This window comes from Microcoleus sp. C2D2 (assembly GCF_036702495.1).
Taxonomy (GTDB): domain Bacteria; phylum Cyanobacteriota; class Cyanobacteriia; order Cyanobacteriales; family Microcoleaceae; genus Microcoleus.
Window position 1 is genome coordinate 1 of sequence record NZ_JAUBTO010000005.1, and the last position, 23,089, is coordinate 23,089.

At 43.6% G+C, this 23,089-nt stretch carries 17 protein-coding genes; 12 read left to right on the plus strand and 5 right to left on the minus strand.

What is annotated here, in order from left to right:
* Positions 1 to 166 precede the first annotated feature (166 nt).
* The 4 genes from QUB61_RS02920 (at position 167) to QUB61_RS02935 (ending at position 4,095) form a co-directional block, all read left to right on the plus strand.
* Positions 167 to 904 (plus strand): hypothetical protein, encoded by a 738-nt coding sequence (locus QUB61_RS02920; RefSeq protein ID WP_333189806.1) that lies wholly within the window; start codon positions 167 to 169, stop codon positions 902 to 904.
* A gap of 368 nt (positions 905 to 1,272) precedes the next feature.
* Positions 1,273 to 1,476, plus strand: a complete 204-nt coding sequence (locus tag QUB61_RS02925) for a hypothetical protein (protein WP_333123379.1) — start codon at positions 1,273 to 1,275, stop codon at positions 1,474 to 1,476.
* 580 nt (positions 1,477 to 2,056) lie between these two features.
* Positions 2,057 to 2,548: a TerB family tellurite resistance protein gene (locus tag QUB61_RS02930; RefSeq protein ID WP_333123382.1), complete on the plus strand. Its 492-nt coding sequence runs from the start codon at positions 2,057 to 2,059 to the stop codon at positions 2,546 to 2,548.
* Between the two features lie 215 nt (positions 2,549 to 2,763).
* Positions 2,764 to 4,095 (plus strand): Rieske 2Fe-2S domain-containing protein, encoded by a 1,332-nt coding sequence (locus QUB61_RS02935; RefSeq protein WP_333123385.1) that lies wholly within the window; start codon positions 2,764 to 2,766, stop codon positions 4,093 to 4,095.
* Positions 4,096 to 4,223: 128 nt separating this feature from the next.
* Here QUB61_RS02935 and QUB61_RS02940 read toward each other — a convergent pair whose 3' ends face one another.
* Together QUB61_RS02940 and QUB61_RS02945 are read right to left on the minus strand one after the other, a co-directional pair.
* Positions 4,224 to 5,618, minus strand: a complete 1,395-nt coding sequence (locus tag QUB61_RS02940) for a transposase (protein WP_333123390.1) — start codon at positions 5,616 to 5,618, stop codon at positions 4,224 to 4,226.
* A 531-nt stretch (positions 5,619 to 6,149) separates the two neighbouring features.
* A complete protein-coding gene (locus QUB61_RS02945) occupies positions 6,150 to 6,473 on the minus strand; it encodes a hypothetical protein (protein ID WP_333123392.1) in 324 nt (107 codons plus the stop codon).
* A 59-nt stretch (positions 6,474 to 6,532) separates the two neighbouring features.
* Between QUB61_RS02945 and QUB61_RS02950 the strand changes: the two genes are divergently transcribed.
* Complete coding sequence (locus QUB61_RS02950) at positions 6,533 to 7,948, plus strand: AAA-like domain-containing protein (RefSeq protein ID WP_333123393.1); 1,416 nt, start codon at positions 6,533 to 6,535, stop codon at positions 7,946 to 7,948.
* Between the two features lie 210 nt (positions 7,949 to 8,158).
* Here QUB61_RS02950 and QUB61_RS02955 read toward each other — a convergent pair whose 3' ends face one another.
* Complete coding sequence (locus QUB61_RS02955; protein ID WP_333123646.1) at positions 8,159 to 8,611, minus strand: thiamine pyrophosphate-dependent enzyme; 453 nt, start codon at positions 8,609 to 8,611, stop codon at positions 8,159 to 8,161.
* 382 nt (positions 8,612 to 8,993) lie between these two features.
* Here QUB61_RS02955 and QUB61_RS02960 point away from each other — a divergent pair, with 382 nt between their 5' ends.
* Positions 8,994 to 12,668: a WD40 domain-containing protein gene (locus QUB61_RS02960; protein ID WP_333123396.1), complete on the plus strand. Its 3,675-nt coding sequence runs from the start codon at positions 8,994 to 8,996 to the stop codon at positions 12,666 to 12,668.
* Between the two features lie 292 nt (positions 12,669 to 12,960).
* Here QUB61_RS02960 and QUB61_RS02965 read toward each other — a convergent pair whose 3' ends face one another.
* Positions 12,961 to 14,292 (minus strand): valine--pyruvate transaminase, encoded by a 1,332-nt coding sequence (locus QUB61_RS02965; RefSeq protein ID WP_333123399.1) that lies wholly within the window; start codon positions 14,290 to 14,292, stop codon positions 12,961 to 12,963.
* A gap of 223 nt (positions 14,293 to 14,515) precedes the next feature.
* Between QUB61_RS02965 and QUB61_RS02970 the strand changes: the two genes are divergently transcribed.
* The 4 genes from QUB61_RS02970 (at position 14,516) to QUB61_RS02985 (ending at position 19,237) form a co-directional block, all read left to right on the plus strand.
* Positions 14,516 to 15,706 (plus strand): transposase, encoded by a 1,191-nt coding sequence (locus QUB61_RS02970; RefSeq protein ID WP_333123648.1) that lies wholly within the window; start codon positions 14,516 to 14,518, stop codon positions 15,704 to 15,706.
* Between the two features lie 530 nt (positions 15,707 to 16,236).
* Positions 16,237 to 16,779: a peroxidase-related enzyme gene (locus tag QUB61_RS02975; protein ID WP_333123402.1), complete on the plus strand. Its 543-nt coding sequence runs from the start codon at positions 16,237 to 16,239 to the stop codon at positions 16,777 to 16,779.
* 21 nt (positions 16,780 to 16,800) lie between these two features.
* A complete protein-coding gene (locus QUB61_RS02980; RefSeq protein WP_333123406.1) occupies positions 16,801 to 18,006 on the plus strand; it encodes an adenylate/guanylate cyclase domain-containing protein in 1,206 nt (401 codons plus the stop codon).
* Positions 18,007 to 18,397: 391 nt separating this feature from the next.
* The gene (locus QUB61_RS02985) at positions 18,398 to 19,237 is read left to right on the plus strand and encodes a Tab2/Atab2 family RNA-binding protein (RefSeq protein WP_333123408.1); all 840 of its coding nucleotides are present in this window, start codon (positions 18,398 to 18,400) and stop codon (positions 19,235 to 19,237) included.
* A 140-nt stretch (positions 19,238 to 19,377) separates the two neighbouring features.
* Here QUB61_RS02985 and QUB61_RS02990 read toward each other — a convergent pair whose 3' ends face one another.
* Positions 19,378 to 19,584 carry a hypothetical protein gene (locus QUB61_RS02990; protein WP_333123411.1) on the minus strand — a complete coding sequence of 69 codons (207 nt, stop codon included), beginning with the start codon at positions 19,582 to 19,584 and terminating at the stop codon, positions 19,378 to 19,380.
* A 207-nt stretch (positions 19,585 to 19,791) separates the two neighbouring features.
* Between QUB61_RS02990 and QUB61_RS02995 the strand changes: the two genes are divergently transcribed.
* On the plus strand, positions 19,792 to 20,664 hold the full coding sequence (locus QUB61_RS02995; protein ID WP_333123413.1) for an S-methyl-5'-thioadenosine phosphorylase: 873 nt from the start codon (positions 19,792 to 19,794) through the stop codon (positions 20,662 to 20,664).
* 602 nt (positions 20,665 to 21,266) lie between these two features.
* Entirely contained in the window at positions 21,267 to 22,904 is a 1,638-nt protein-coding gene (locus tag QUB61_RS03000) for an FAD-dependent oxidoreductase (protein ID WP_333123416.1), read from the plus strand.
* The last annotated feature ends 185 nt before the right edge of the window (positions 22,905 to 23,089 follow it).

Below are 23,089 nucleotides of genomic sequence, written 5' to 3' on the forward strand. Positions count from 1 at the left end.
TAAAGGTTTCATCCTATTTTACCTTTTTTTGTCTACCCCCTTGACAATTTGCACTTTTTCTTAACTTGTCACAAATGACACAGGAGAAAAACCTTTCGACACCTCTCCGCTGCGTGATCTTTTAAGAGATATCACCGAGCAAGTAGGTTACAACCTGATCAAAGATTTGCCGTTTGATAGCGCAATTCTTGCAACAAATGTATACTTCGAGGGCTTGAAATTAAAAACTAAAACCTATTGGCTTACGAATATTGCAAAAGTTGCCAGCGTACTGCCAAGTCAAACTGACGAATTGGCGATTGCTCAAAACATTAAGGAACACCAGCTTGAGCTTAGATTGGTTTCTTCGTTAATGTGTTCCACTGCTATTCCACAGACTTTCCCTGAGCAAGAACTTTACTACCAAGGCAATCCCATCCCCCCTCTCAATCTCCCTTTCGTTCTCCGTATTAAGAACAGTGCCAATATAGCTGCCAATTTTGTCGATGGGGGAGTTGGCGATGGTATGGTTTTCTCTGATTATCAAGAGTTTTTCGAGGCCTATGGTGAAAAGTTTGATAAGATTTACTTCATTTCTCCCAATTTTGCCAAGACCGAAGCAGAGGCTTTGCAACGAATCAGTGTAGCCAAGCGTAGCGGTGCCCTTGAAGAAGTTGAAGAACCAGAACCCGCTATGGATCCTTTATTGATTATGGACACCTGGACAAATGAGTTCCTTAAAGACATCAAAGATTACAATTCTGACGGCGATTTGGCAGACAATATTTATTATTGTAAGCCAGAAGTAGAAGGTTTTAATGCTTTGAATTTCAGCAATGAAAAAGAACAATACGATGCCACAATTGCCTGGGGAAAGAACAACCCGGACAAGATTGCCATTGATATTAACAGTCTTACACTGTAGTTAGTCTAGGGCGATTGAGTGTTGTTCTATCAAAGGTTTTTTTGGGTAACACAAGCATCGTAGTAGATCAAGTGGCATGGTTATAGCCAATAACTCTTAAATCGCAAAAGAAAAACTCAACTCGGCTTGTCCGAGCCAGAAAATGACCCGCTCTCCGAAAGAACCCCTAGGAGTCTTAATCCCTCAAGAAAAAGAAAAGGCTCTTTATGAATTCTAGGGTTCTAGAAAGGCATTCTAACAGAAACCTCCTACCTTAAGTTTTAGGTTTCTGTTTAACTGTCTTGCTATCTGTCCTAAATGTCCTTTTACTTACTTTCTCGGTAAGGTAAGATCAATTCGTAAACTTGATAATTGATAGGAGTTGTCAGATGTCGATACCAAGAGAAGAACTGGAACAAATCTTTAAGAGGGCTGATATCGACCAAGATGGTTTTGTAATTGTACCAGAGATCCTAATGGCGGGTGGTCAGCATACAGGCTTATTGGAATCGTTGATGAGTGGCGACACAGATCAAGATAGACGGCTGAGCTTAGAGGAGTTCCTAAAGTACATGGAGCAGAAGCAAGCTTAAATCTAACAGGTTTAAGGACATCTGTGGACCACTCTAATCACTCTAGGACTTAAAGGCTGTCCCCTAACTAAAGAGGTGTTGACCGCTAGCACGGGTCACCTTGAGCGTGAGTATCCCTTCCCTTGACCTTCGAGCAGCTAGTGTATGACTTCCGGGGTAAACTCCAGGAAGTTTTACCAGTGATACTCTCTATGTTGTGAAAATCTAGTAATAACTGTCTTAACTATACTTCTAATTTTTTTTGCTTAACTGTCTTAACTGTCCTTACATTTTCGCTCTGGCCTTGAGAAGCTCTTAACCAATAGCAGTACATCAGCAATTATAGAAAGAATTTAATAGGTAAACAGTAAGTAGAAACCTGGGCAATATTCAATACGCTTGGGTTAAAACTGTTTATTCCGGGCGAGATCCCTTGCAGCATCCCCCTGATAGTCGGGGGACGCAAGAGTAAGTTCTTGTCCCCCCCTTAAGAAGGGGGGCTAGGGGGATCGGGCTCGGGCCCAAGCGTATTGGGGCAATATTTTTTTCTATAAATCGTGTATACTAAATAGTGAATCATCAAAAAAACAAGAGGTAATGTATGAGCAATATTCAAGAAGTACTACCTGCTTCAGAATTCTTGAAAAAGAACTTAGGTATTTCCGAGGTTCCTACTGAAGCATATCTTAACTATGGATATGCACTGCTTGCTATTGCTGGAGCAGACGGAGAGGTTTCAGAAGCCGAACTTAACTGGTTAGTAAATCATCAACGCATGGCTGGGGCTCCTGAAGAAGTAATAGAAAAATACAAAACCTTTGAGTACAAAAACGCAGATTTAGAAGCCCTGCTGGCTAAGGTTTCAGTAGATGTTTCTACTTGGTCAAAATCAAGGTCATTGTTGTATCATGCAATTCAAATGGCTCGTGCCGATGAGGATTACTCAACTGAAGAGCAAAAAGCTGTAAAAAAAGCAGCTAAACTGCTGAAAGTTGAAGATGATATTGCACTTGCTCTCAACCGATTGGTAGAGACCGAAGAAGCAGTAACGGCATTACGCAAAGCGCTACTACAGACTGAGGTTTTAGCTTAATTTAGCAGAACCCCAAAATCCCCAGCAGGTTGATTTAGAGGGTGTGGGGTTCCCACACCCTACACCAACATAGAGTGCAAGCTGCTATGAATTTCCTGGTGGTGTGGGGTAAAATATAAGGACACCTCCATTTCTTGTGCGATCGCGCAGGGTACCCCAAGGGAACTTGGAGGTCTTTTTCTTTCCCTACCCCCGCCACCCAAATTTTTGGTCAAATGAAACCAGAATTCAATTTTTTTGAGCATTGGTATCCTATGATACCAGTCGAAGACTTAGATCCCAAGCAACCAACTTCAGTAACACTTTTGGGACTGCGTTTAGTTATCTGGAAACCCAAATCATCTGAAACTTTCCAAGTGTTTTTAGATCGTTGTCCCCACCGCCTTGCGCCCCTAAGTGAGGGGCGCATTGATGACGAAACAGGGAATTTAATGTGTAGCTATCACGGTTGGCAATTTGATGAACAGGGAATTTGTACTCATATTCCCCAAGCGGAAAATCCAGAACTTGTGAGTAAGAATAAAGAAAATCTGTGTGCTGTAGCACTACCAGTTCGTCAGGAACATGATTTACTCTGGATTTGGCCAGATGCAAAATCAAGGGAACAAGCTGCAAATACACCCTTACCTTTATCACCGCAAATAGATGCAACTAAAGGCTTTGTTTGGTCTTCTTTTGTACGAGATTTAGAATATGACTGGGAAACCCTTGTGGAAAATGTGGCAGATCCGAGTCATGTTCCTTTTTCTCATCACGGCGTGCAGGGCGATCGCAAACAAGGAAGACCGATTGCGTTCAAAATTGTGCAATCAACACCCAATTTGATTGAAGGGGTAATAGGTGGACCTTTTCAAAGAAAAATCACTTTTGAACCACCTTGTCGCTTGGAGTATGCGGTCAGTTTTGGCGGTGACGGCAAACAGTTGGGATTAATCACCTACTGTATACCTGTGTCTCCTGGGAAGTCTAGAATTGTCGCTCTATTTGCCCGTAACTTTGGTCAAACTCTCTATCGTCTCAAACCCCGTTGGTGGGATCACATCACCAATCGCAATGTTGTTCTTGATGGAGATATGGTTCTTCTACAGCAGCAAGAGTATTTTCTCCAACAAGTAAAATCTACCGAAAGCTGGAAAACTGCCTATCAGTTACCTACAAGTGCAGACCGTTTAATAATTGAGTTTAGGAATTGGTTCGATCGCTATTGTCACGGACAACTACCCTGGAGCGAAGTTGGAATCAATGTTCCACCGACACGGAATATCAATAACGATCGCCAACAAATGCTCGATCGCTACAAACAACACACCCAACATTGTAGTAGCTGTCGAAAAGCACTTTTGGTCGTGCAACGCTTGCAGGCATTGCTTTTAGTCTACTTTGTGATTACTGTTTGCGCTGTTGCTCTCCTTCCCGATGAATTGCGACTTTATGTGGGTTTACCCTTAATTGTGATAGCACTACTAGGTCTAGGAGCTTACGCTTGGCTGAGATTCTGGCTTAGTCCTAGATTTTACTTTGTGGACTACATCCATGCACACAAATAAAGGCAATTTTCAGGCACTTTTCTAGGAAACGCTATAGTTCAGGTAGAATCAAGAAATAAAAACAACTTTTATGCAAGCCATCAAGCTTAACTTGTGGCGATCGTTTGTACAGAGTGACATCTCCCACATCAACTGAGTACAGTATGATGTGGGCTTCTTGCAGCCCGATGAAGGGTATGCAAAATTTCCTTCACGGTACTGTCATCCATAGTTCCTACTACAGAAAGATTCCCGTTACGGCGTTTTATACTGGGGAAAATGTCCAACCCCAGTTTCTTCAAGTTAATCGCGGCATTTATATCACGATCGACCATTAAAGAATGTTGTTCATCCCAATATTCTCGAATATTACAATCTGCGAAAACAATTTCATTCCGATAGCACAGAAGCATTGAGGTGTATGCAGGTTTTTGCGAAACGACGACTGATCCAGCTTTTTCGGCTATGTATTCCAGCGTCTTAAAGAATTGACCAAATGCAGCATCCAACCAAGACTTATTTAGTCCTGCAAAGGCTGATTGACCGTTCGGTAGGTAAGTCCCCTCATCATCTTGCTTAACTTTATTCCGTTTTGTTAAGCTCTTGAGATTTAAGTCTTCGTGAAAATAGAACTTAGCGCCTGACCTCACAAGCTTGTGAGCCGTCTTATAGTGGAAATCTTGACGAGAACGAGCTATTTTTTGGTGCTGTTTAGCTTCTTTTTTGGCTAAGAAGCGCCTAGCTGCTTTGCCTCGTTTCCGCTTGTTCCGCTTTCTCGAAATACGGTCTAACTTAGCTTGATTTTTGCGAAGTGGTTTTAACGAGGGTAGCTTTTCACCTGAAGACGTTGCCAAATAAACATCTTCGTGCAGCACTGCATCCAAACCCACTGAGTTATCCCATGTAGGGTTAACCTTGTCAAAAGTGAATTCGGGAACAGAAGCATCTTCAAGCATTAACTGAATAAACCAACCATCAACCTTCCTAGTAACACTAGCTTGCTTGATGGTAAATCCATCAGGGACCCTGCGGTGCATCCGAACTTTTACGACACCTAACTTTGGCAATCGAACATACATCCAATTCTTGCGAACCAGTTTAATCCAATCACTGTTAGCCGTCGAAAAAGTCATTGTGCGATAATCCGCTTCAGTCTTGAATCGGGGTTTACCCGATCGCCCACCCTTGCTGTCCCCAGCGATAAACCGTTCAAAGGCTTTATCTACTCGCTTAGAAACATCTTGCAAGATGGTTGAGTCTACCTGTTTAAAATCTAGTAGCTCACCACTATGAAAGACTTTTACCAAATCCTTTTTAATAATCGGCAATTGTTGTTTTTGTGAGTAGTAGTTTGGTTTTTCCCTAGGCGCAGAGATACTAACAATCAACGGACAAGCATTAACAGTAGTGCGGTTCATTTCCCACCAATCAAAACGATCGCCTAGCTGGCGATTATACCAGTAACGGCAAATCCTTAGCCAATGGTTAAGAGTTAGCTTTTGCTTGATGTCGGGATCAAACTGATACTGATATGTTGTTTTCATTGCGTTACGACCTTTACGCATTTATTTTTACGAAAATACCAAAAAATCCTATACATTGTCAAGCAATTGAATAATTATATTGAACAGTAAAATTAATTTATTAAATAAAGAGGTTGTTCGTCTTGTCATCCACCCATTCACGGTTCAAAACTGTATATTGAATTGGTCAACGGGTGGAATCCTCACCTCACACGCCTTTCATCCCACACTAATCGAAGCGATATAGTGTGGGGATTCCCGTCTGGTCAGCTAAATAGTTTACGACCCTCAACCAGTTGAGATATCGCGCCGTACCCCAACAACCGCGCGATATCTCAGCTTCGTCAGTTAGGGTAAGAGCATTGGCGCAACTATTGGGGCAAACAAGAGGCATGACAGAAAAACTCTTTTGTCACTTGCATCTTAGCCACAATCCTGCACTTGATTAGACCTCTTGCAAAAGTCCTTTTCATAAATTTATAGGACGGGCTCTTCGGCCCGTCCCACAAGAAAAAATAACTCTTGTGGGATGGGCCGAAGAGCCCGTCCTAGTTATTTTTGCAAGAGGTCTATTGAATGCGCGTTTCCGTTCTGGCGGAAATTTGGTGAGAAATTTTTCTGAAATGACCAGCTAGGTAACGTTTCAGCCACCGTATGGCCGCTCGTTGCAGCGAAGCTACCCTTTCCCCCCTCTTGATGTCCTTGGGCTTGCAAAAACAGCCTCAGTAACACTTGCAAGCTATCCCGTGGATAGCCACGCGGCATCAACCCCAACAGAGTATAATAAGAGCCCTTGGGCAAAGCTGTAGTATCACCACCCCAAGGGGTGGGTGGGCAAGAATTTTTTTCATTGTTCTTGCTAGCTTTTGGTTTCACGCCCTTTTCTCATTAAATACCCCTCTTTGGCAACTAGAGCATTTGTACTGGTTTAAGATGTGAGTAAAACTAAACGCAAACGAGGAGTTATACTAACTTCCATAGGACTTAAACGGTTACAGTCAGCAATTCTTTCTGTAGAGATAGCAGAAAATAAAGGCAAACACTTAAGTCTAGAAAAACTAAGCTCGCGCATTGATGTTTCCACTAAAACTCTGAGTAGATTATGGTCTTTAAGTGAACGTGTAGACCAAAAAACTGTAAAACTCTGCTTTAGCGCCTTTAAGCTGGAATTACACAGCGAAGACTACACTATCCTTAATGAAGCAAATGAGGCTGAAACATCTGAGTTTTTGTCGGTTGGTTCAAATACAGAAGATTCATCTCAACCTTCAGAATTTACCTCATTTGTCGAAGAACATCACGAACAAACTGAACAGATAAAAAAGCATTGGTTATACCCGGATGGCCCCGTACCTCTAAATTCTCCCTTTTATATTGAACGTCCTCCACTAGAGAGAAAGGTTTATCGAGAAGTAACTCAAAGTGGTTGCGTGATTCGGATTAAGGCTCCAAAACAGATGGGTAAAAGTTCTCTTGTGTTGCGGCTTTGTGCCTTTGCAGAGAAGCAAGGGTATCAGACTGTGAATCTGAATTGCTACCAATTTGATAGTGAGTGTCTAACTGATTTAAACAAACTGTTGCGTCGTCTTTGCTGGCAAATTGCCACAGAATTAGGTATTGAACCCAACTTCAAGGAAAAATGGAATGAAGAAATTGGCTATAACTTGAGTAGCAGCTTCTATTTACAAAACTATTTACTCAGTCATTGCCAAAGTCCAGTGGTTTTGGTGTTGACGGAAATTGACCGTTTTTTTGAATATCCTCACATTTGTAAAGACTTTTTTGCTTTGTTGCGGTCGTGGTGTGAGGAAGCACGACACAATCCCAACTGGCTAAAGCTGAGGTTAGTAATAGTTTACTCTACGGAAGAGTACATCTCTATGGATATTAACTTCTCGCCTTTTAATATTGGTCTACCAATTCGTCTGAACGAATTTACTCAAGCACAAGTAGAAGATTTAGCTATGCGGTATGGCTTAAACTCATTTGAAGCTAAGGATTTTGCCCAACTGATGTCGCTAGTAGGAGGACATCCTGCACTGATTCAGATTAGTTTGTACTATCTTTGCTCTCAAGAAATGACCCTGCAAGAACTGATACAAAATGCGCTCACCAATGGTGGCATCTACCGCTATCATTTATGGCGACAGTTAATTAAACTGCAAGAAAATCCTAGACTCGCAAAGACTTATACTGAAGTTCTGGCAGCAAATCAGGGTATTTCTCTTAATTCTATTGAGGCTTACAAGCTTGAAAGTTTGGGATTAATTCGCTTAGAAGGCGATCGCGTCTTACCGCGCTGCGAACTTTACCGTACCTATTTTGCAAAACAGCTATCGACAATTGTTTGATAGAGCAACAGCCAGCTTTACAGAAAACTTTTGTCAATCAACGCAAGATTGCCAGTCCATTGTGAGCAAGTTCTGTGCTAATTTCTATGAGTTAATACGGTGGCGTTAATTTAGCATCTGAGCAGTAGGTAAGCAGCACTTCAATTTAAAGAGGTTGCTTCCTGTTGTGATTGCGAATTGCATCAGCTATTTCATCAACTTTGTCTGCTCTCACTCCCACACAATTGTTAGCTTAGCTAGCTTGACAAAATCTACGTTTGTAAAGCTAAGAATTTCTTGGCGATCGGACTTTCCTTGAGTACCTTTTTTTTGATACAGTTCAATTAATCCAAATAATGAATTTTTGATTAAAATTATAATAATTGGAAGTTGATGCCTAGCTAAGGTTTCTAAATCGCTGCTTCCGGAATGAAAACCCCCATCACCGCACAACAAAAATACTTTTTTATTTGGATAAATCAATTGGGCGGCAGCGGCAGATGGCAGTCCACTACCAAAACAGGCTAAACCTGCGTCAGTAAAGAATTGCTTTGTTCGCTCTGTACGGCTGAATAGGACTGCGTGGTGGCGATAGTAGCCAATGTCAGCAATTAAAATACCTTCATCTAAATGTTCATTTATACATTTAATAATTTGTATGAGATTCAGTGGAGTGTCATTAATAGGATTTTTATGCTAGTAAATTTCGTTGTATCGTTCTTGCAATTTTGAGATAATTAGCGGTTGTTTAGGTGTTTCTACATCCAATCTTTATGCTTTGAAAGTATGCTTAATGTCTCCCAATAGTTTGTAGTCTGGCTTGTCTTTAAAATTGATTATTTGGCTATTACTTACGCTACTAATATGAATAACTTGCTTTTTACTACCATAAGACCACACTGTCTATAAAAATGGTGTGCCACAGTTACCTGAAATACGGTAGTTACCTAAAATACGCTGTACTACATCAAGCTGTACTGCTAAATAGCAATATTTACTTTTAATAATTTATCTACAAATTGCTAATCATTATGTTACTGTAGGTATTTGATAATCACACTTAAATATGAGATATCAAGTAGGGGGTAGTCTCGGCAGTGACGACCCCACATACGTTACCCGTCAGGCAGATGAACAACTTTATGCCAGCTTGAAAGCTGGCAATTTCTGTTATGTATTCAACTCTCGTCAGATGGGCAAGTCATCGTTACTACAACGCACAAGTTATCGTCTTAAGGAAGAAGGGCATAGCTGTGTTTACTTAGATATGACTCGCTTGGGTATTGAAGATATTACACCAGAACAATGGTACAAAGGCATTATTATCAGCTTATTATATAGTTTAAAACTAGCGTCACAAATTGAGTTTCAGCGTTGGTGGGAAATGCAAGCAGGTATTTCCTATGTGCAAAAACTACACCTATTTTTTGAAAATTTCTTACTACCAAATTTCAAGAGCGATTTTTTACGAAACGGCAAAGTTAAACGCATTTTTATTTTTATTGATGAAATTGATAGCCTGCTGAGTTTAAGTTTCCCAATTAACGACTTTTTTGCTTGGATTCGTCAGTGCTATAACCTACGGCCACATAACTCAAATTTTGAACGCTTGGGATTTGCACTATTTGGTGTAGCTAGTCCCTCCGACTTGATTGCTGATAAACGCCGCACGCCCTTTAACCTTGGTAAAGCAATTGAGTTACAGGGCTTTGGACTGCATGAAGCCACGCCCTTGCTTCTAGGATTAGAAGAAGTAGTCAGTCAACCACAAGCAATACTGCAAGAGGTTATTTATTGGACAGGTGGACAACCGTTTCTGACACAAAAACTCTGTGATTTGATTACTGAAGTTGCCTTTGAAACTACTGCAGGAATGATTACCCTACCTGCAGGTACAGAAGCCTTGTGGGTAGAGCAATTAGTACGATCGCAGATTATTCAAAATTGGCAGTCACAAGACGAACCCGAACATTTGCGTACTATTCGCGATCGTATCCTATTCGACGAACAACAGGCAGGGCGGTTGTTGGGTATTTATCAACAGGTGTTGCAAGCAGAAGAGGCCGGGGATCCGGGGAGCACAGGAGAAGAGTTTTTCCCTGTGTCCCTGTGCCCCTGTGCCCCTGTGCCTCTTCATTCTGTTCTAACTGATGATAGTCGAGAACAGACACAACTTTTGTTGTCCGGTTTAGTTGAGAGACACAACGGATCTCTCAAAATTAAAAATCCTATCTATCGGAATGTTTTTAATGCTCAATGGGTGTTAAGACAACTAGATAATCTCCGTCCCTACTCGCAAACATTTAACGCTTGGGTAGCATCGGGTTACAAAGATGAATCGCGTCTGTTGCGAGGACAAGCTTTAAAAGATACTCAAAATTGGGTAGTGGGCAAGAGTCTGAGCGATTTGGATTATCACTTTTTAGCCGCAAGTGTTGAATGCGATCGCCGAGAAGTGCAAATGGCATTGGAAGCAGCACGGGCCAAAGAGGTAGAAGCACGACTGGTACAAGAGAAAAGAACGGCTTTATTACAGAGATATCTATTAGTTGCAGTAAGTATTGGGTTGCTCGTTTCTAGTAGTTTGGGAATAGGAACTTTCATTTTGTATCACCAGACTCGCCAAAGTGAAACTCAAGCCAAAAACAGCGAAATTCGAGCGCTTGTATCTTCTTCTGTTGGATTGTTTGCCTCAAATGGCAGATTGGATGCACTTGTAGAAGCAATCAAAGCAAAAAAAAGACTGCAAAAATTAGGTAAATCAAATACAAATCTTGCACCTCAAGTAGAAAATGCACTGCAACAAGCAGTTTATGGAGCAGATGAGTACAACCGTTTTGGGGGTCATACAGCAGCTGTTCTAGCTGTAGATGTCAGTCCTGACAGTTCTCTAATTGCCTCAGCAAGTCTAGATCGCACAATCAAGCTTTGGCGACGTGATGGCACACTAGTTGCAACTCTCAAAGGTCATAAGGGAGCAGTTAGGATAGTACATTTTAGCCCTGATGGTCAAACACTCGCCTCAGGGGGTGAAGATGGCACTATTAAACTGTGGAACCGAAATGGTCAGTTGCTAAGAACTTTAAAAGGTCACACGGCTTTAGTCTGGGGAGTAGCTTTTAGTCCCGATGGTCAGTTCCTTGCCTCTGCCAGTTGGGACAAAACGGTGATAGTCTGGAAGCCCGACGGCACAAAAATCAATAGGTTTCAAGGTTACCTAGATGGATTTAATGGAGTAGCCTTTAGTCCCGACGGTCAGCTTATTGCTGCCACAAGTATAGACAAAACAGTCAAACTCTGGAAACGAAATGCTACAGGCTGGCAAAACCCCAAGTTAGTACAAACTCTCCAAGGTCACACTAGTTGGGTTTTAGGAATAGCTTTCAGCCCTGATGGTAAGACTATTGCTTCATCAAGTGATGATAAAACTGTCAAACTTTGGCACCGAAATAGCATAGATGGGAGCTACCGCCAGTATCAAACTCTTCAAGGACACAGTGCTGGGATTTGGAAAATTGCCTTTAGTCCCGATGGTCAGACTATTGGCTCCGCTAGTCTCGACAAAACAATTAAACTTTGGAACATTGATGGTACAGAACTGAGGACACTTAAAGGACACACAGCGTCAATTTGGGGAGTGACTTTTAGCCCCGACGGCAGCTTTATTGCTTCGGCAGGCGCGGAAAGCGTTGTCAGACTCTGGCAGAGTGAAAACCCATTCCAAAAGTCTATCATTGTCCATCAGTCCGGGGTTTGGTCAATCGCTATCACCTCCGACAGTTCGACCCTAGCCACAGCTAGCCACGAAAATGCCGCGAAATTTTGGAGTCGCGAAGGCAAATTACTCAAAACTTGGACTGAATCTGGAGGCTCAATCTCCCAAGTTTCATTCAGTGGAGATGATAAATTAATTGCTCTTAAAATTAACAATGATACGGTAAAACTCAAGAAGCCAGACGGTACCAATGTTGCTACTTACAAAGTTCCTGACAGCAAAATCATCGAAGCGCTAATAAGTCCTGATGGTCAAACGCTGGCGATCGCAACTGTTAAAAAGATTGTTCAGATATGGCAGCGCTCACGCCCTGCACCGCAGATCCTCAAAGGACATCAAGCAGAAGTGTGGCAAGTTGTATTTAGTCCAGACGGTCGATTCATTGCTTCAGCCAGTGGCGACAGTACCGTTAAGCTGTGGACGCTTGACGGTGAGCCAGCGCTGCGGGAGGGTTTCCCGCAGCAGGCGACTGGCAAACTCCGAAGGGGCAGATTGTTCAGAACTCTTGTAGGACACAGTGCAGCAGTATGGAGGGTTGCTTTTAGCGCTGACAGTAAAATGGTAGCTTCTGGAAGTGGTGACAATGCTGTTAACCTGTGGACACTGGATGGGAAGTTGCTGAAAACTTTCAAAGGTCACAGTGCTGCGATTTGGGGAGTTGCGTTTAGTCCCAATGGAAAAATACTTGCTTCTGGTAGCGTAGATGCTACTGTCAAACTCTGGAAGCTTGATGGTACGGAAATAACGACCCTTAGAGGACATACCGCTGCGATTAGGCAAATTGCTATCAGCCCCGACGGTAGTTTTCTAGCTTCAGGGGGTGATGACAACACGCTCGTTCTTTGGAATTTGCAGCGAATTCTCCACCTAGATGCACTGACTTATGGTTGCAAGTTGGTGCAAGATTATCTGAAAACTAACACAGCAGTTGAGAAAGGATCTCGATCCCTCTGCAAGGACTTTTAGAGCCTATCCGAAAAATCCGTTACGCTCTAAACTGACCTAATAGACAGCCATAAACTCTCGTCAATCTCAACAAAGATATCCGCAAGGTGGATTTGGGCGGATTTGGTATAATATCAATTCCGGCAGTCAGGCCGGAATGATATCAAATCCGCGCCCAGAAAGTCGGGCGTAAAGTCGAACCCCGAGGCCAACAAATAATTCGCGCCATTTTCATTTTTTTGACCCCTCCTTCTACAGTCAACACTCAACAGTCAACAAGCAGCGACGGTGCAGCCGGAATCGATATAATAAATCAAGACTGATAAAGCTTTTCTACCATTAGAGCCAAGCGTTTCATAGCAGTTTCAATCTCATCATTTGTCGCAGTCAAACTGATGCGCAAACACTCGTGCTTGTGCTGCCAATCTTCCCGCAAACCTGGAAAGAAAGAACTTCCAGGCACGACAATTACGCCGACTTTCTTCAACTCTTGATACAGTTCCCAATCAGTCATTGGCAAATCTTTCAGCCACAGCCACGCGAAAATTGCTCCTTCGCCCCGGTGCAAAAACCACGGCAAATCCTTCGGCATTGCTTGTTCAAGGGTGCTTTCTACGATCGCAAATTTGCTTTGATAGTACGGCCGAATTACATTGATGGAAATATCCGCAAGAGCGCCGGAAGCAATGGCCCGAGTTGCGATCGCCTGTCCGTATCTCGGCGAATGAATGCACATATTGGTCTGAAAAGATTCTAATATTTGAATGATTTTTTCATCGCCGATCGCAATTCCGATTCTTTCACCCGGCAATCCGGCTTTCGACAAACTCATACAGTGCACGATATTGCCCCCAAAAATCGGCGTCATTTCGGTAAAATTCAAAGACGGGAAGGGAGGGCCGTAGGCGGAATCAACCAACACCGGCACGTCGAAAGCGGCCGCTAAATCGGCAATTTTCTTAACTTCGTCGTCGGTGAGAACGTTGCCGGTGGGGTTGCAGGGACGGGAAAAAATGACGCAACCGGTGGTTTGGTCGATCGACAGTTGGCTGAAATCCGGGCGGTATTTGAACCTGTGAGCACCCGCATCAATATCGAGGGTGGGTTTGCAGGCGACTACCGCTTCGGGAATCAAGCTAACGCCGCCGTAACCCGTGTAGTCTGGGCTCAACGGTAGGACGATATTTTTAAGGCTACCCCCCCTAGCCCCCCCTTGGTAAGGGGGGGATTGATTGGCCGTTCCCCCCCCTTGGTCAGGGGGGGGGGCGGTGTAGCCGCCGAAAGCGTTGGCTGCGTAGAAGTAAATCGATTGACTTCCCGGAGTAATTAGGATATTGCGATCGGTCAAATTCAATCCGTAACGCTGGTTGAAATCCGCCAAAACCGCATCGATAAACGGCTGATAACCTTGACTGGAACCGTAGCGACAAACCACCTCACCGTATTCCGGGCCCGCCAAAAGTTCCGCAGTGCAGTCGCGCCACAACTGCTCGACTTCCGGCAAAATCACCGGATTTCCGGCGCTCAAATTGATAAACTCCTGCCCGCTGCCGGCTCTGAGTGTTTCAATAATATCTTTCATAATTGCCCGAACTCCCGTGAGGTGGGACATCTGAGCGCCAAATTGAGTCAGGGCAGGGTTCATAGCAAATGCAGCGACAATGATAGAAGTTTACAGTTTACCCATAATAACTCCTGTCGCAGGCGTTAGCGTAGCTTGTCTGGGGCATCGGTTGTCGATCGAGCGTCTGACTAAAAAAATGGGATACAAGCCTCCCCCTTCTAGGGGACTTTCGGTTCGGAATCTCTCCGAGAGGTTTTTGAATAAACAGCACCGCATTTATTCAGGTGTACTCTACAATGGTTGTGTGTTAAATCTAACCTACGAGTACAAGCTCATTCCTACCGATACGCAACGCCAGACTTTCGACCTGTGGCTCAATATTTGCCGCAAGGTCTACAACTTTGCATTGCGAGAACGAAAAGATTGGGTTAATTCTCGTAAGTGTGATATCAATTCGTGCAGCATTAAGCAGGAATACATGATCCCTGCTGATGCACCGCGTCCAACCTTTGCCCGCCAATGCAAATCATTAGCATTCGCAAAGAAGTTAATTCCTGACTTGAAATTGCCTCACACCCATGTCTTGCAGCAGGCGTTGCGCCAACTAGAGGCAGCGTTTGTGGCGATGTGGGAACGAGGACACGGTTTTCCTAGATTCAAAAAACGGATGCGCTCATTTGTGTTTCCTCAATTGAATCTAGAATCCGTTAAACAGTTTGATGGTACCGATTGGGTCAACCTACCCAAGATTGGGTTAGTAAAAATGCACCTGTCGCGTCCAATCCCTCAAGGGTTTGAGGTTAAACAAATTCGCGTTATTAAAAGGGCTTCTGGCTACTATGCTATGCTCACTTTGCAATGTGATGTCGAAGTGCCTCAAGCCTCACCTTCAGGGCATGGATTAGGGATTGATTTAGGGTTAGGACATTTTTTGGCAACTTCTGATGGTGAATTGATTGATAGACCTCGATTCTTTGTGGATGGACAACGCAAGCTGAAATCGCTGCAACGTCAACGGTCGCACAAGAAAAAAGGCTCTAGGAAGTCCCGTCAACTTCATCACCGAATAGCCAAGCACTACGAATACATCTCGAACAGTCGCAAAGATTTTCATTTTAAGACCGCTCATCATTTATGCAACGCAGCCCAAACATTATTTGCTGAGGATTTGAACCTCAAAGCAATGTCAGCCGGAATGATGAGCAAACACACGCTTGATGCAGGGTTTGGTCAGTTCCTGAATATCTTGGGTCATGTTTGCTTTAAGCGAGGTGGATACTTCGCGTCTGTAAACCCAAACGGAACAAGTCAAACCTGCCCCTTATGTCAAACCCATACAGGCAAAAAAGAACTATCCGAACGGGTGCATAGATGTCCTGAGTGCGGCTATGAAACGAATCGAGATGTTGCAGCCGCGCAAGTAGTTTTGCAGCGTGGATATACAGCGGTTGGGCAAATCGCAGTGAATTTTGGGGAGGGCAAGCTACGTGAGTAGTCCCAATGAACCAAGAATCCCCGCTCATAAGAGGACGGGGAGTTGTCAATAATTCAATAAACTCGATCGGACAGCATTTTATTTTTTCCCCTGTACGCGCACCGGATCGTAAGATTCTGGGCATTTGTGGAGCCCTATCGAGCGATCGAACAGTGTTTTTTGCCTAAAAATTAGCGAACGGAACAGCACTATCTAATTGAAGAGTTTTGGTAAGATTTCACGCCGCCGCGCCCGATGAATTGCCCATACTTGACAGCAGCCATTAGGAGAATCTAAGATGAGCAGTACGCCCCGAGCGCAACAGAATTTTATTGGCTCCGGTTTCTGCTATAATTGCAGCTTCAATCCAGCCTCAAGAATCAGATTTGTTGCTCGCTCATTTTCATGATTCGCCGTTCGCTGACAGCGGTGCATTTCATCATCAATCCGACTAAAGCCAAAATAGCTCGTAACCTCGCCCTTTGAGTGGTGTTACATAACAAATACGTAAATTCCAACCAAAATTAACAACCGTAAAATTTAACACAACAATGACACACTTTCCCCTTACAGAATACGAGCAACTTACAGATCCTAAAGCCAAAGGAGTGTACGAAGAAATCTTGACAGAATTGGGGTTTGGCATCGTCCCCAACCTGTTCAAGTCAATGGCAATCAACCCTGACCTATTAGAAGCAAATTGGAAAAAATTCCGGGGAACAATCCTGCAAGGAGACTTACCCCGCACGCTTAAAGAAATGGTCGGCGTCGCTATTTCCCAATCAAATAATAGCGAGTACGCTCTCCAAGTTCACCTGCACGGATTGTCAGCGTTGGGGATGAGCGAAGAAATCCTGCGAACCCTAGTTTCTGACTTTGCCAATTGCCCTTTGCCAAAACGTGATAAAGCCGTAATTTCCTTTGGCTTGCGGGCTGCTACAAAACCCCTGGAAATGACAGAAAGTGATTACCAAAACCTGCGGGATTTAGGGCTAGATGATTCAGAAATATTTGAGATAATTGCGACAGCAGACTTGTTTAGCTTTGTCAACCGATATACTGATTCAATAGCCCTCGAAATAGATGCTTTGTAATCTATATTTTATACCCATATTATGGGCGAGCGGCTAGAAGATCTAGAGCGAGAAGAACTTCTGTTGACAGCCCGCCGTTTGTTAGCAGAAGCTCAAGCGCTTTCCATCCGCATTTCCGCCGTCAACGAAATTGCCACTGCCATTAACCGCACCCTCGATCTCAACCAGATTTTACGAGTAGTAGGCAAGCAAGCCAAATGGCTGCTCGACTTTGAACACTGTAGCGTTTGCCTGCACAGCACTAACGCTTGCATGACCTTATTTGGCCCGCATATCCCTGTAGATTTTTCAGTCCTGACAGAGGGCGGCCCTATTAAGAAGGCTTTCACCACACGTCAACCTCAATTAATTCTAGAAGCGGGTGCTACTGCTATTTTATCCCCCTACGCTTCGCAAATTATCCTTCCCTTGGAAAGCGAAGGTAAGGTTTTAGGGACAATTAATTTTGCCACAACCACGCCGGGAGCTTACACTCAAGAAGACTTGCGGATTGGCTATCTTTTGGCTTTGCAACTATCCTCAGCCATCCGCAATGCTGAACGCTTTAAAGAGATAAATAGCCTGTATGCCGAGCTCGATGCCGAAAAGCACAAATCTGACCAGCTACTGTTGAACGTGCTCCCGGTTGAAATTGCCGAGGAACTTAAAAATAACGGCAAAGTAGAACCACTTTATTATGATTGCGTATCGGTTTTATTTACTGACTTTAAAGGCTTTACTCAGTTATCTGAAAAAATGACGCCGCGAGAGTTAGTTGACGAACTAGACTATTGTTTTTCTTATTTCGATCGCGTGATGGATAAATACTCTATGGAAAAATTGAAGACTATTGGCGACAGCTATATGTGTGCGGCGGGAATTCCTAAGCCTCGCCCAACACACGCCTTTGATGCTGTACTTGCTGCCATAGAAATTCGACAGTTCATGGATTTGCGAAAAATGCATAAAGCTCAACAAAATATTGCTTATTGGGATATCCGGATTGGCATTCATTCAGGCCCAATACTTGCTGGAGTAATTGGCAATAAAAAGTTTTCCTATGATGTCTGGGGAGATACAGTTAATACTGCATCTCGGATGGAATCTTCCGGCGTACCTGGAAGTATCAATATCTCTCAGGCAACGTTTGAATTAGTTAGAGATTTTTTTGAATGCGAATACCGCGGAAAAATTCCGGCTAAAAATAAAGGCAACTTGGATATGTATTTGGTTCATTATCTTAAATAAATTTGGGAATGGCTAATTGCTAAAAGAGGATGGCTAACCGAGCCATTATACGATTTTAGATTTTAGATTTTAGATTTTAGATTTTAGAAGTGGGAATGACTGATAACTATCATGGTTGGGCTCGCGGGCCTACAGTTGCCTTTTTTTTTACTGGTGTTAGATATAGCGGTTGTTGGGTAGATTATGTAGACAATTTAACTTAAAAAGCTTGCCAACACAGGGTTTCGGCCTACTCCATCTTTATGAGGAGAAAGGCTATATTAAAATCAAACTAAACTATGAACTTAGAATATATCGCTCGAAGTTTTTTCTCGCGAGATCGGTATCGTATCGCAGTGCCCCCAGGCTATATTAAAATGATCGAGTTGTAGATTTTAATTTTTAATTATTTATGCGTATTTGGCAAGCCGATTTTTACCGCCGCCCTCTCCAAGACGAAACTGGCAAACCACTGTGGGAACTCTTACTTTGCGACTCGGAAGGCAGTTTTCAATTTAGCGCTGTTTGCCGCCAGGGGGCCGCAAATTCTAATTGGCTAGCCTCGCAGTTGCAGCAGCAAGCTCAAACCCAAAATTTGCCCGACTTGATTCAAGTATTTAGACCTCAGTCTCTGGGCTTAATCGAAGCTGCGGGCAAAGTTTTGGGTGTCAAGGTAGAAGCGACTCGGCGCACTGCGGCTCTGAAAGTGTTGCTGCAACAACGCGCAAAAGAATATTCGAGTATGCCTAATTATACAGGTGAAACTTACAGCCCGATCGCCCTCGACTCGCCGCCGCCCGTACCCTTACCCGAAAACCTCTGGGGCGATGGCTGGCGTTTTGCTTCCCTACCCGCCGGCGACATTGAAGATGCTTTCCAAGGGCGTCCCCTGCCAATTTTGGAAATGCCAGAATTGCTGTTACCGCTGAATTTGGGCTTGGCCTCAACAGTACCCGTACCGGGAGTTGTGATTGACGGCGGACGCCAGTCTATGCGGTTGGCTAAATGGCTTCAGGATGCCAAACCTTTGGCTTTGAATTATATCCCTGGAGAACCTGACGGATTGATATTAGAAGCTGGGTTAGTAGATAGGTGGGTTGTGGCTACTTTTGAAGATAGCGAGGTGAAAGCAGCGGCCCAAATTTACCAACAGCGCAAGCAATTAAGTAAAGGATTACATTTTTTGTTAGTGCAGCCCGATGATAGTGGCATGACTTATACAGGCTTTTGGCTGTTGAATTTTGATCGATAAGATGTAAATAATATTATTTGTGAAGTCTCGCGCGCCCCGAAAAATAGTAAAACACTGCCCGAACTCAGTTCCAGCAGATACAGACTAAAACACAACTTTTAAAACAGCTTCTTGAGCTAGCAAGAGATAGTGCGGTCAATTTATTCTACAACTAAAATCAATCCGTTTTGGATGCCCTGACACACTCGGTGGATGTGAGACTGGTCTTTCTCGTTAAGACCTTTCTGGGCTAGCATTGCTGACTTCAGCAGCCGTCTGTCAAGGGGGGTAATTTGGCGAAAAGCAAAGATGCGCTCGACGATCGCCTCGATCGAGATTTTGGGGACATTAGCAGAGCTGACTGTCATGGCCTTAACACGTTATAAGTACGTAACAGAACTGTGTACCTTTATTTTTAAAGATTTCGTGAAGTTATATTGTGATTTATATCACATACTTATTGTGACAATATAGTGTATGTTCGGTGACTGTTGTCACGAAATCTTCAATTATCTTTACCCCAACTTAACGATGGCCCGATAGAATCACTTGTAAAACTCAGGCAGAAAGTAAAAATGGCACAAGCAAAGATCGGAATTATCGGCGGCAGCGGTTTGTATAAAATGGAGGCCCTCAAGGATATTGAAGAGGTAAAAATTGATACACCTTTTGGATCGCCATCGGATGCCGCAATTCTGGGAACTTTGGACGGTACGCCCGTAGCATTTCTGGCTAGACACGGCCGCAACCACACTTTTTTGCCCTCAGAAGTGCCTTACCGGGCAAATATTTATGCCATGAAGAGTTTGGGAGTTGAGTATTTAATCTCAGCGTCGGCGGTTGGTTCCCTGAAAGCAGAGGCGAAACCTTTAGATATGGTAGTGCCGGATCAGTTTATCGATCGTACAAAAAATCGAGTTTCTACCTTTTTTGGAGAAGGAATTGTTGCTCACATCGCATTCGGCGATCCGGTTTGCCGCGAATTGGCTAAAGTCTTGGCAAGTGCGATCGAATCCTTGAACCTCCCCGACGTTACCCTGCACCGGGGCGGCACTTACGTCTGCATGGAAGGCCCCGCATTTTCCACAAAAGCAGAATCCCACCTTTACCGCAGTTGGGGGGCGACAATCATCGGGATGACAAATTTGCCAGAAGCAAAATTAGCCAGAGAAGCAGAAATTGCCTACGCAACTTTAGCATTAGTCACCGATTATGACTGCTGGCATGAGGATCACGACAGCGTAACAGTAGAAATGGTAGTTGCAAACTTGCACCGCAATGCAGCAAATGCCCAAAAAGCCATTCAAGAAACAGTCCGGAGGTTAACAGAAAATCCCCCCGTTTCCGAGTCCCATTCAGCTTTGAAATATGCAATTCTGACTCGGCTGGATCGAGTGTCTGCCGCAACTAAAGAGAAAATGGGTTTGCTATTGCAGAAGTATTTGTAGTTGAAATTGAAGCGGTAATCATCAGGTTATGGGTGATTCCAGATGTGTAAGGTGCGCAGTGCGCACCCTACATCATAGGGAGAAAGCAGAAATATTTGGGGTCAAATCAATATCAAATTGAGGCGAATTACTATTTGCCAATGACCGACCGTATTACGATTTTTCCTTCTCTTTATGTAATTAGCAATTTGAATAATTTTAGTTAGAATCCAACGGTGTTCGTGGGTCACTTACGAACCTACTTTAGTTTTTAAGGGTGATGGCAAAAGGGTATAAGTGGATTTTTTTTAATGCTAGCCTTTTGAAACTGGGAATTACAGTGAGGTAAGAGGTAGGAACACAGCAATGCCCATTGGTGTCAACTGCCATCTGAAAGCCGCTCTTAGACTTAAGTCCCTGTCTAATAGCTTAAGTCCTCTCAAGAGGACTAATTAAGTTTAAAAGTCTTCTTAGTCTTCTTCAGAGGACTTGCTCTTTGAGGCAGGGATTTTAACCCCTGTCGGACTAAGGGTTTGACTCTAAGTTCACACTAATGGGCTCTGGGAGTGTCCTGACGCGGATCGATAAGTAATTTTTTCAGGTGGTAATTTTACTAGGAAGTTATGATTAATAGTGCAGTTGATTCAAATCAAATCATTGATGTTGCAGTTGTGGGTGGTGGTGTTTCTGGGGCCTACGCTGCTTGGCGGTTAGCATCTCATCACAAATCTTCTAAGATTCGTCTCTATGAATTGAGCGATCGCATTGGTGGTCGGTTACTATCAATGACAATGCCGGGGATGCCTCATGTTCAGGCTGAGTTAGGTGGGATGTATGTGACGGAATCTCAGACTATTGTCTGGGAATTGATTAAGTTGCTGAACCTGAAGACAACACTTGCTGACTTTAGTAGTCCTGGAGTACGGGCATATATTCGGGATAGGCATTTGTTGATGAGTGAATTTAACCAACAGGATAAAGTACCTTATAATTTACGGCCGGATGAAGAAGGTAAAAATTATCAGGAATTGTTCGATTTGGCTGTTGGGCGGGCGATTCCAGGGAAAGATTTAACTCCTGCTTATTTTGCTTCCGAAGAGTGGAAGCGCGATCGCGAAACCCTGAAAATTGACGGTCAACACTTGTATGATTTGAGTATTTGGGAAGTGTTGCTGAAGGAAATTAGCAACGAGGCATACAATCTCTGTTTAAATACAGGCTTTTTCTATTCGGATTTGGGTACTTGGAATGCGGCTAGTGCGATCGCTACGAGTAGATCTCTTCCCTACAGCGATACTTGGTACATCATGGCTGATGGCTACCAAACATTACCGAAAACCCTCGCCACAGAATTTGAGAGAGAGGGTGGGGAAGTGTACCTAAATCATCGCTTAAAGACCTTCGATCGCACCTCTGAAGGGCTGATTAAGTTAAATTTTGTCGATCGTCCTGGCCATTCCCTCCCGCCTGTGTTCGCGAAACATCTGATTTTGGCAATGCCGAAGCGATCGCTAGAACTGTTGGCAGTAGAAAATCAGCCGAATTTCCTATTTAGAAATTCAACTTTTCAGGATAATATCCAAACAGTTAGCGGCGATCCCGCTTACAAACTTTTCCTCGGCTACCATCATCCTTGGTGGCATCTACTAGATATTCAGGGTGGTAATTCAGCTACAGATTTGCCCATGCAAAAGTGTTACTACTTCGGTACAGAAAGCGCACAAGGGGGCGATCCGAACAATCACAACTCGCTCTTACTAAGTGTTTTTTCTGATAATATTGCTGCGGGTTTTTGGCAAACGATGGCCTATAATCCAGAGGATCCAGAAAAACGTCCAGCTTTTCACGGACAACTACCCGAAACACGGGAATTGAGAGCTTTTCTAAAAAGTGATGGTGGTATAATTATAGACCCCTTAGTTCCTTCTCAGAATATGGTACAGACGGCCCAGCAACAAATCAAAGCCCTACACAATTTAGCAGATATTCCAGAACCTTATACCGCCCTTTGTATCGACTGGCAAAAAGATCCCTACGGGGGTGGATGGCACTCTTGGAACCCCCGCTGCCAGCCTTGGGAAGTGATGAAACAGATGCGGCATCCGATTCATGGCGCTAATCTTTATGTCTGTGGCGAAGCCTATTCAAATATGCAAGGATGGGTGCAAGGAGCGCTGAATAGTGCAGAATTAATGTTAGAGGAAAACTTTAACTTGAGTCGGCCTGCATGGTTGCCACCATGTTACGATATGGGCTCGTAAAGTTCATTTTACTGTTTCCCAGCCCGCCAAGGAATTAAGTCCCTGGCTAATAGCTAAAGTCCTCTGAAGAGGACTGAAAAACTCATTCTACCTCGACCATATTTCTTGTGGAACAGGCATCTTGCCTGTTCAAAACTCGCTTTTTTGGAGATGTCTATTAGTCCTCGACCGAGGACTTTCGCTTT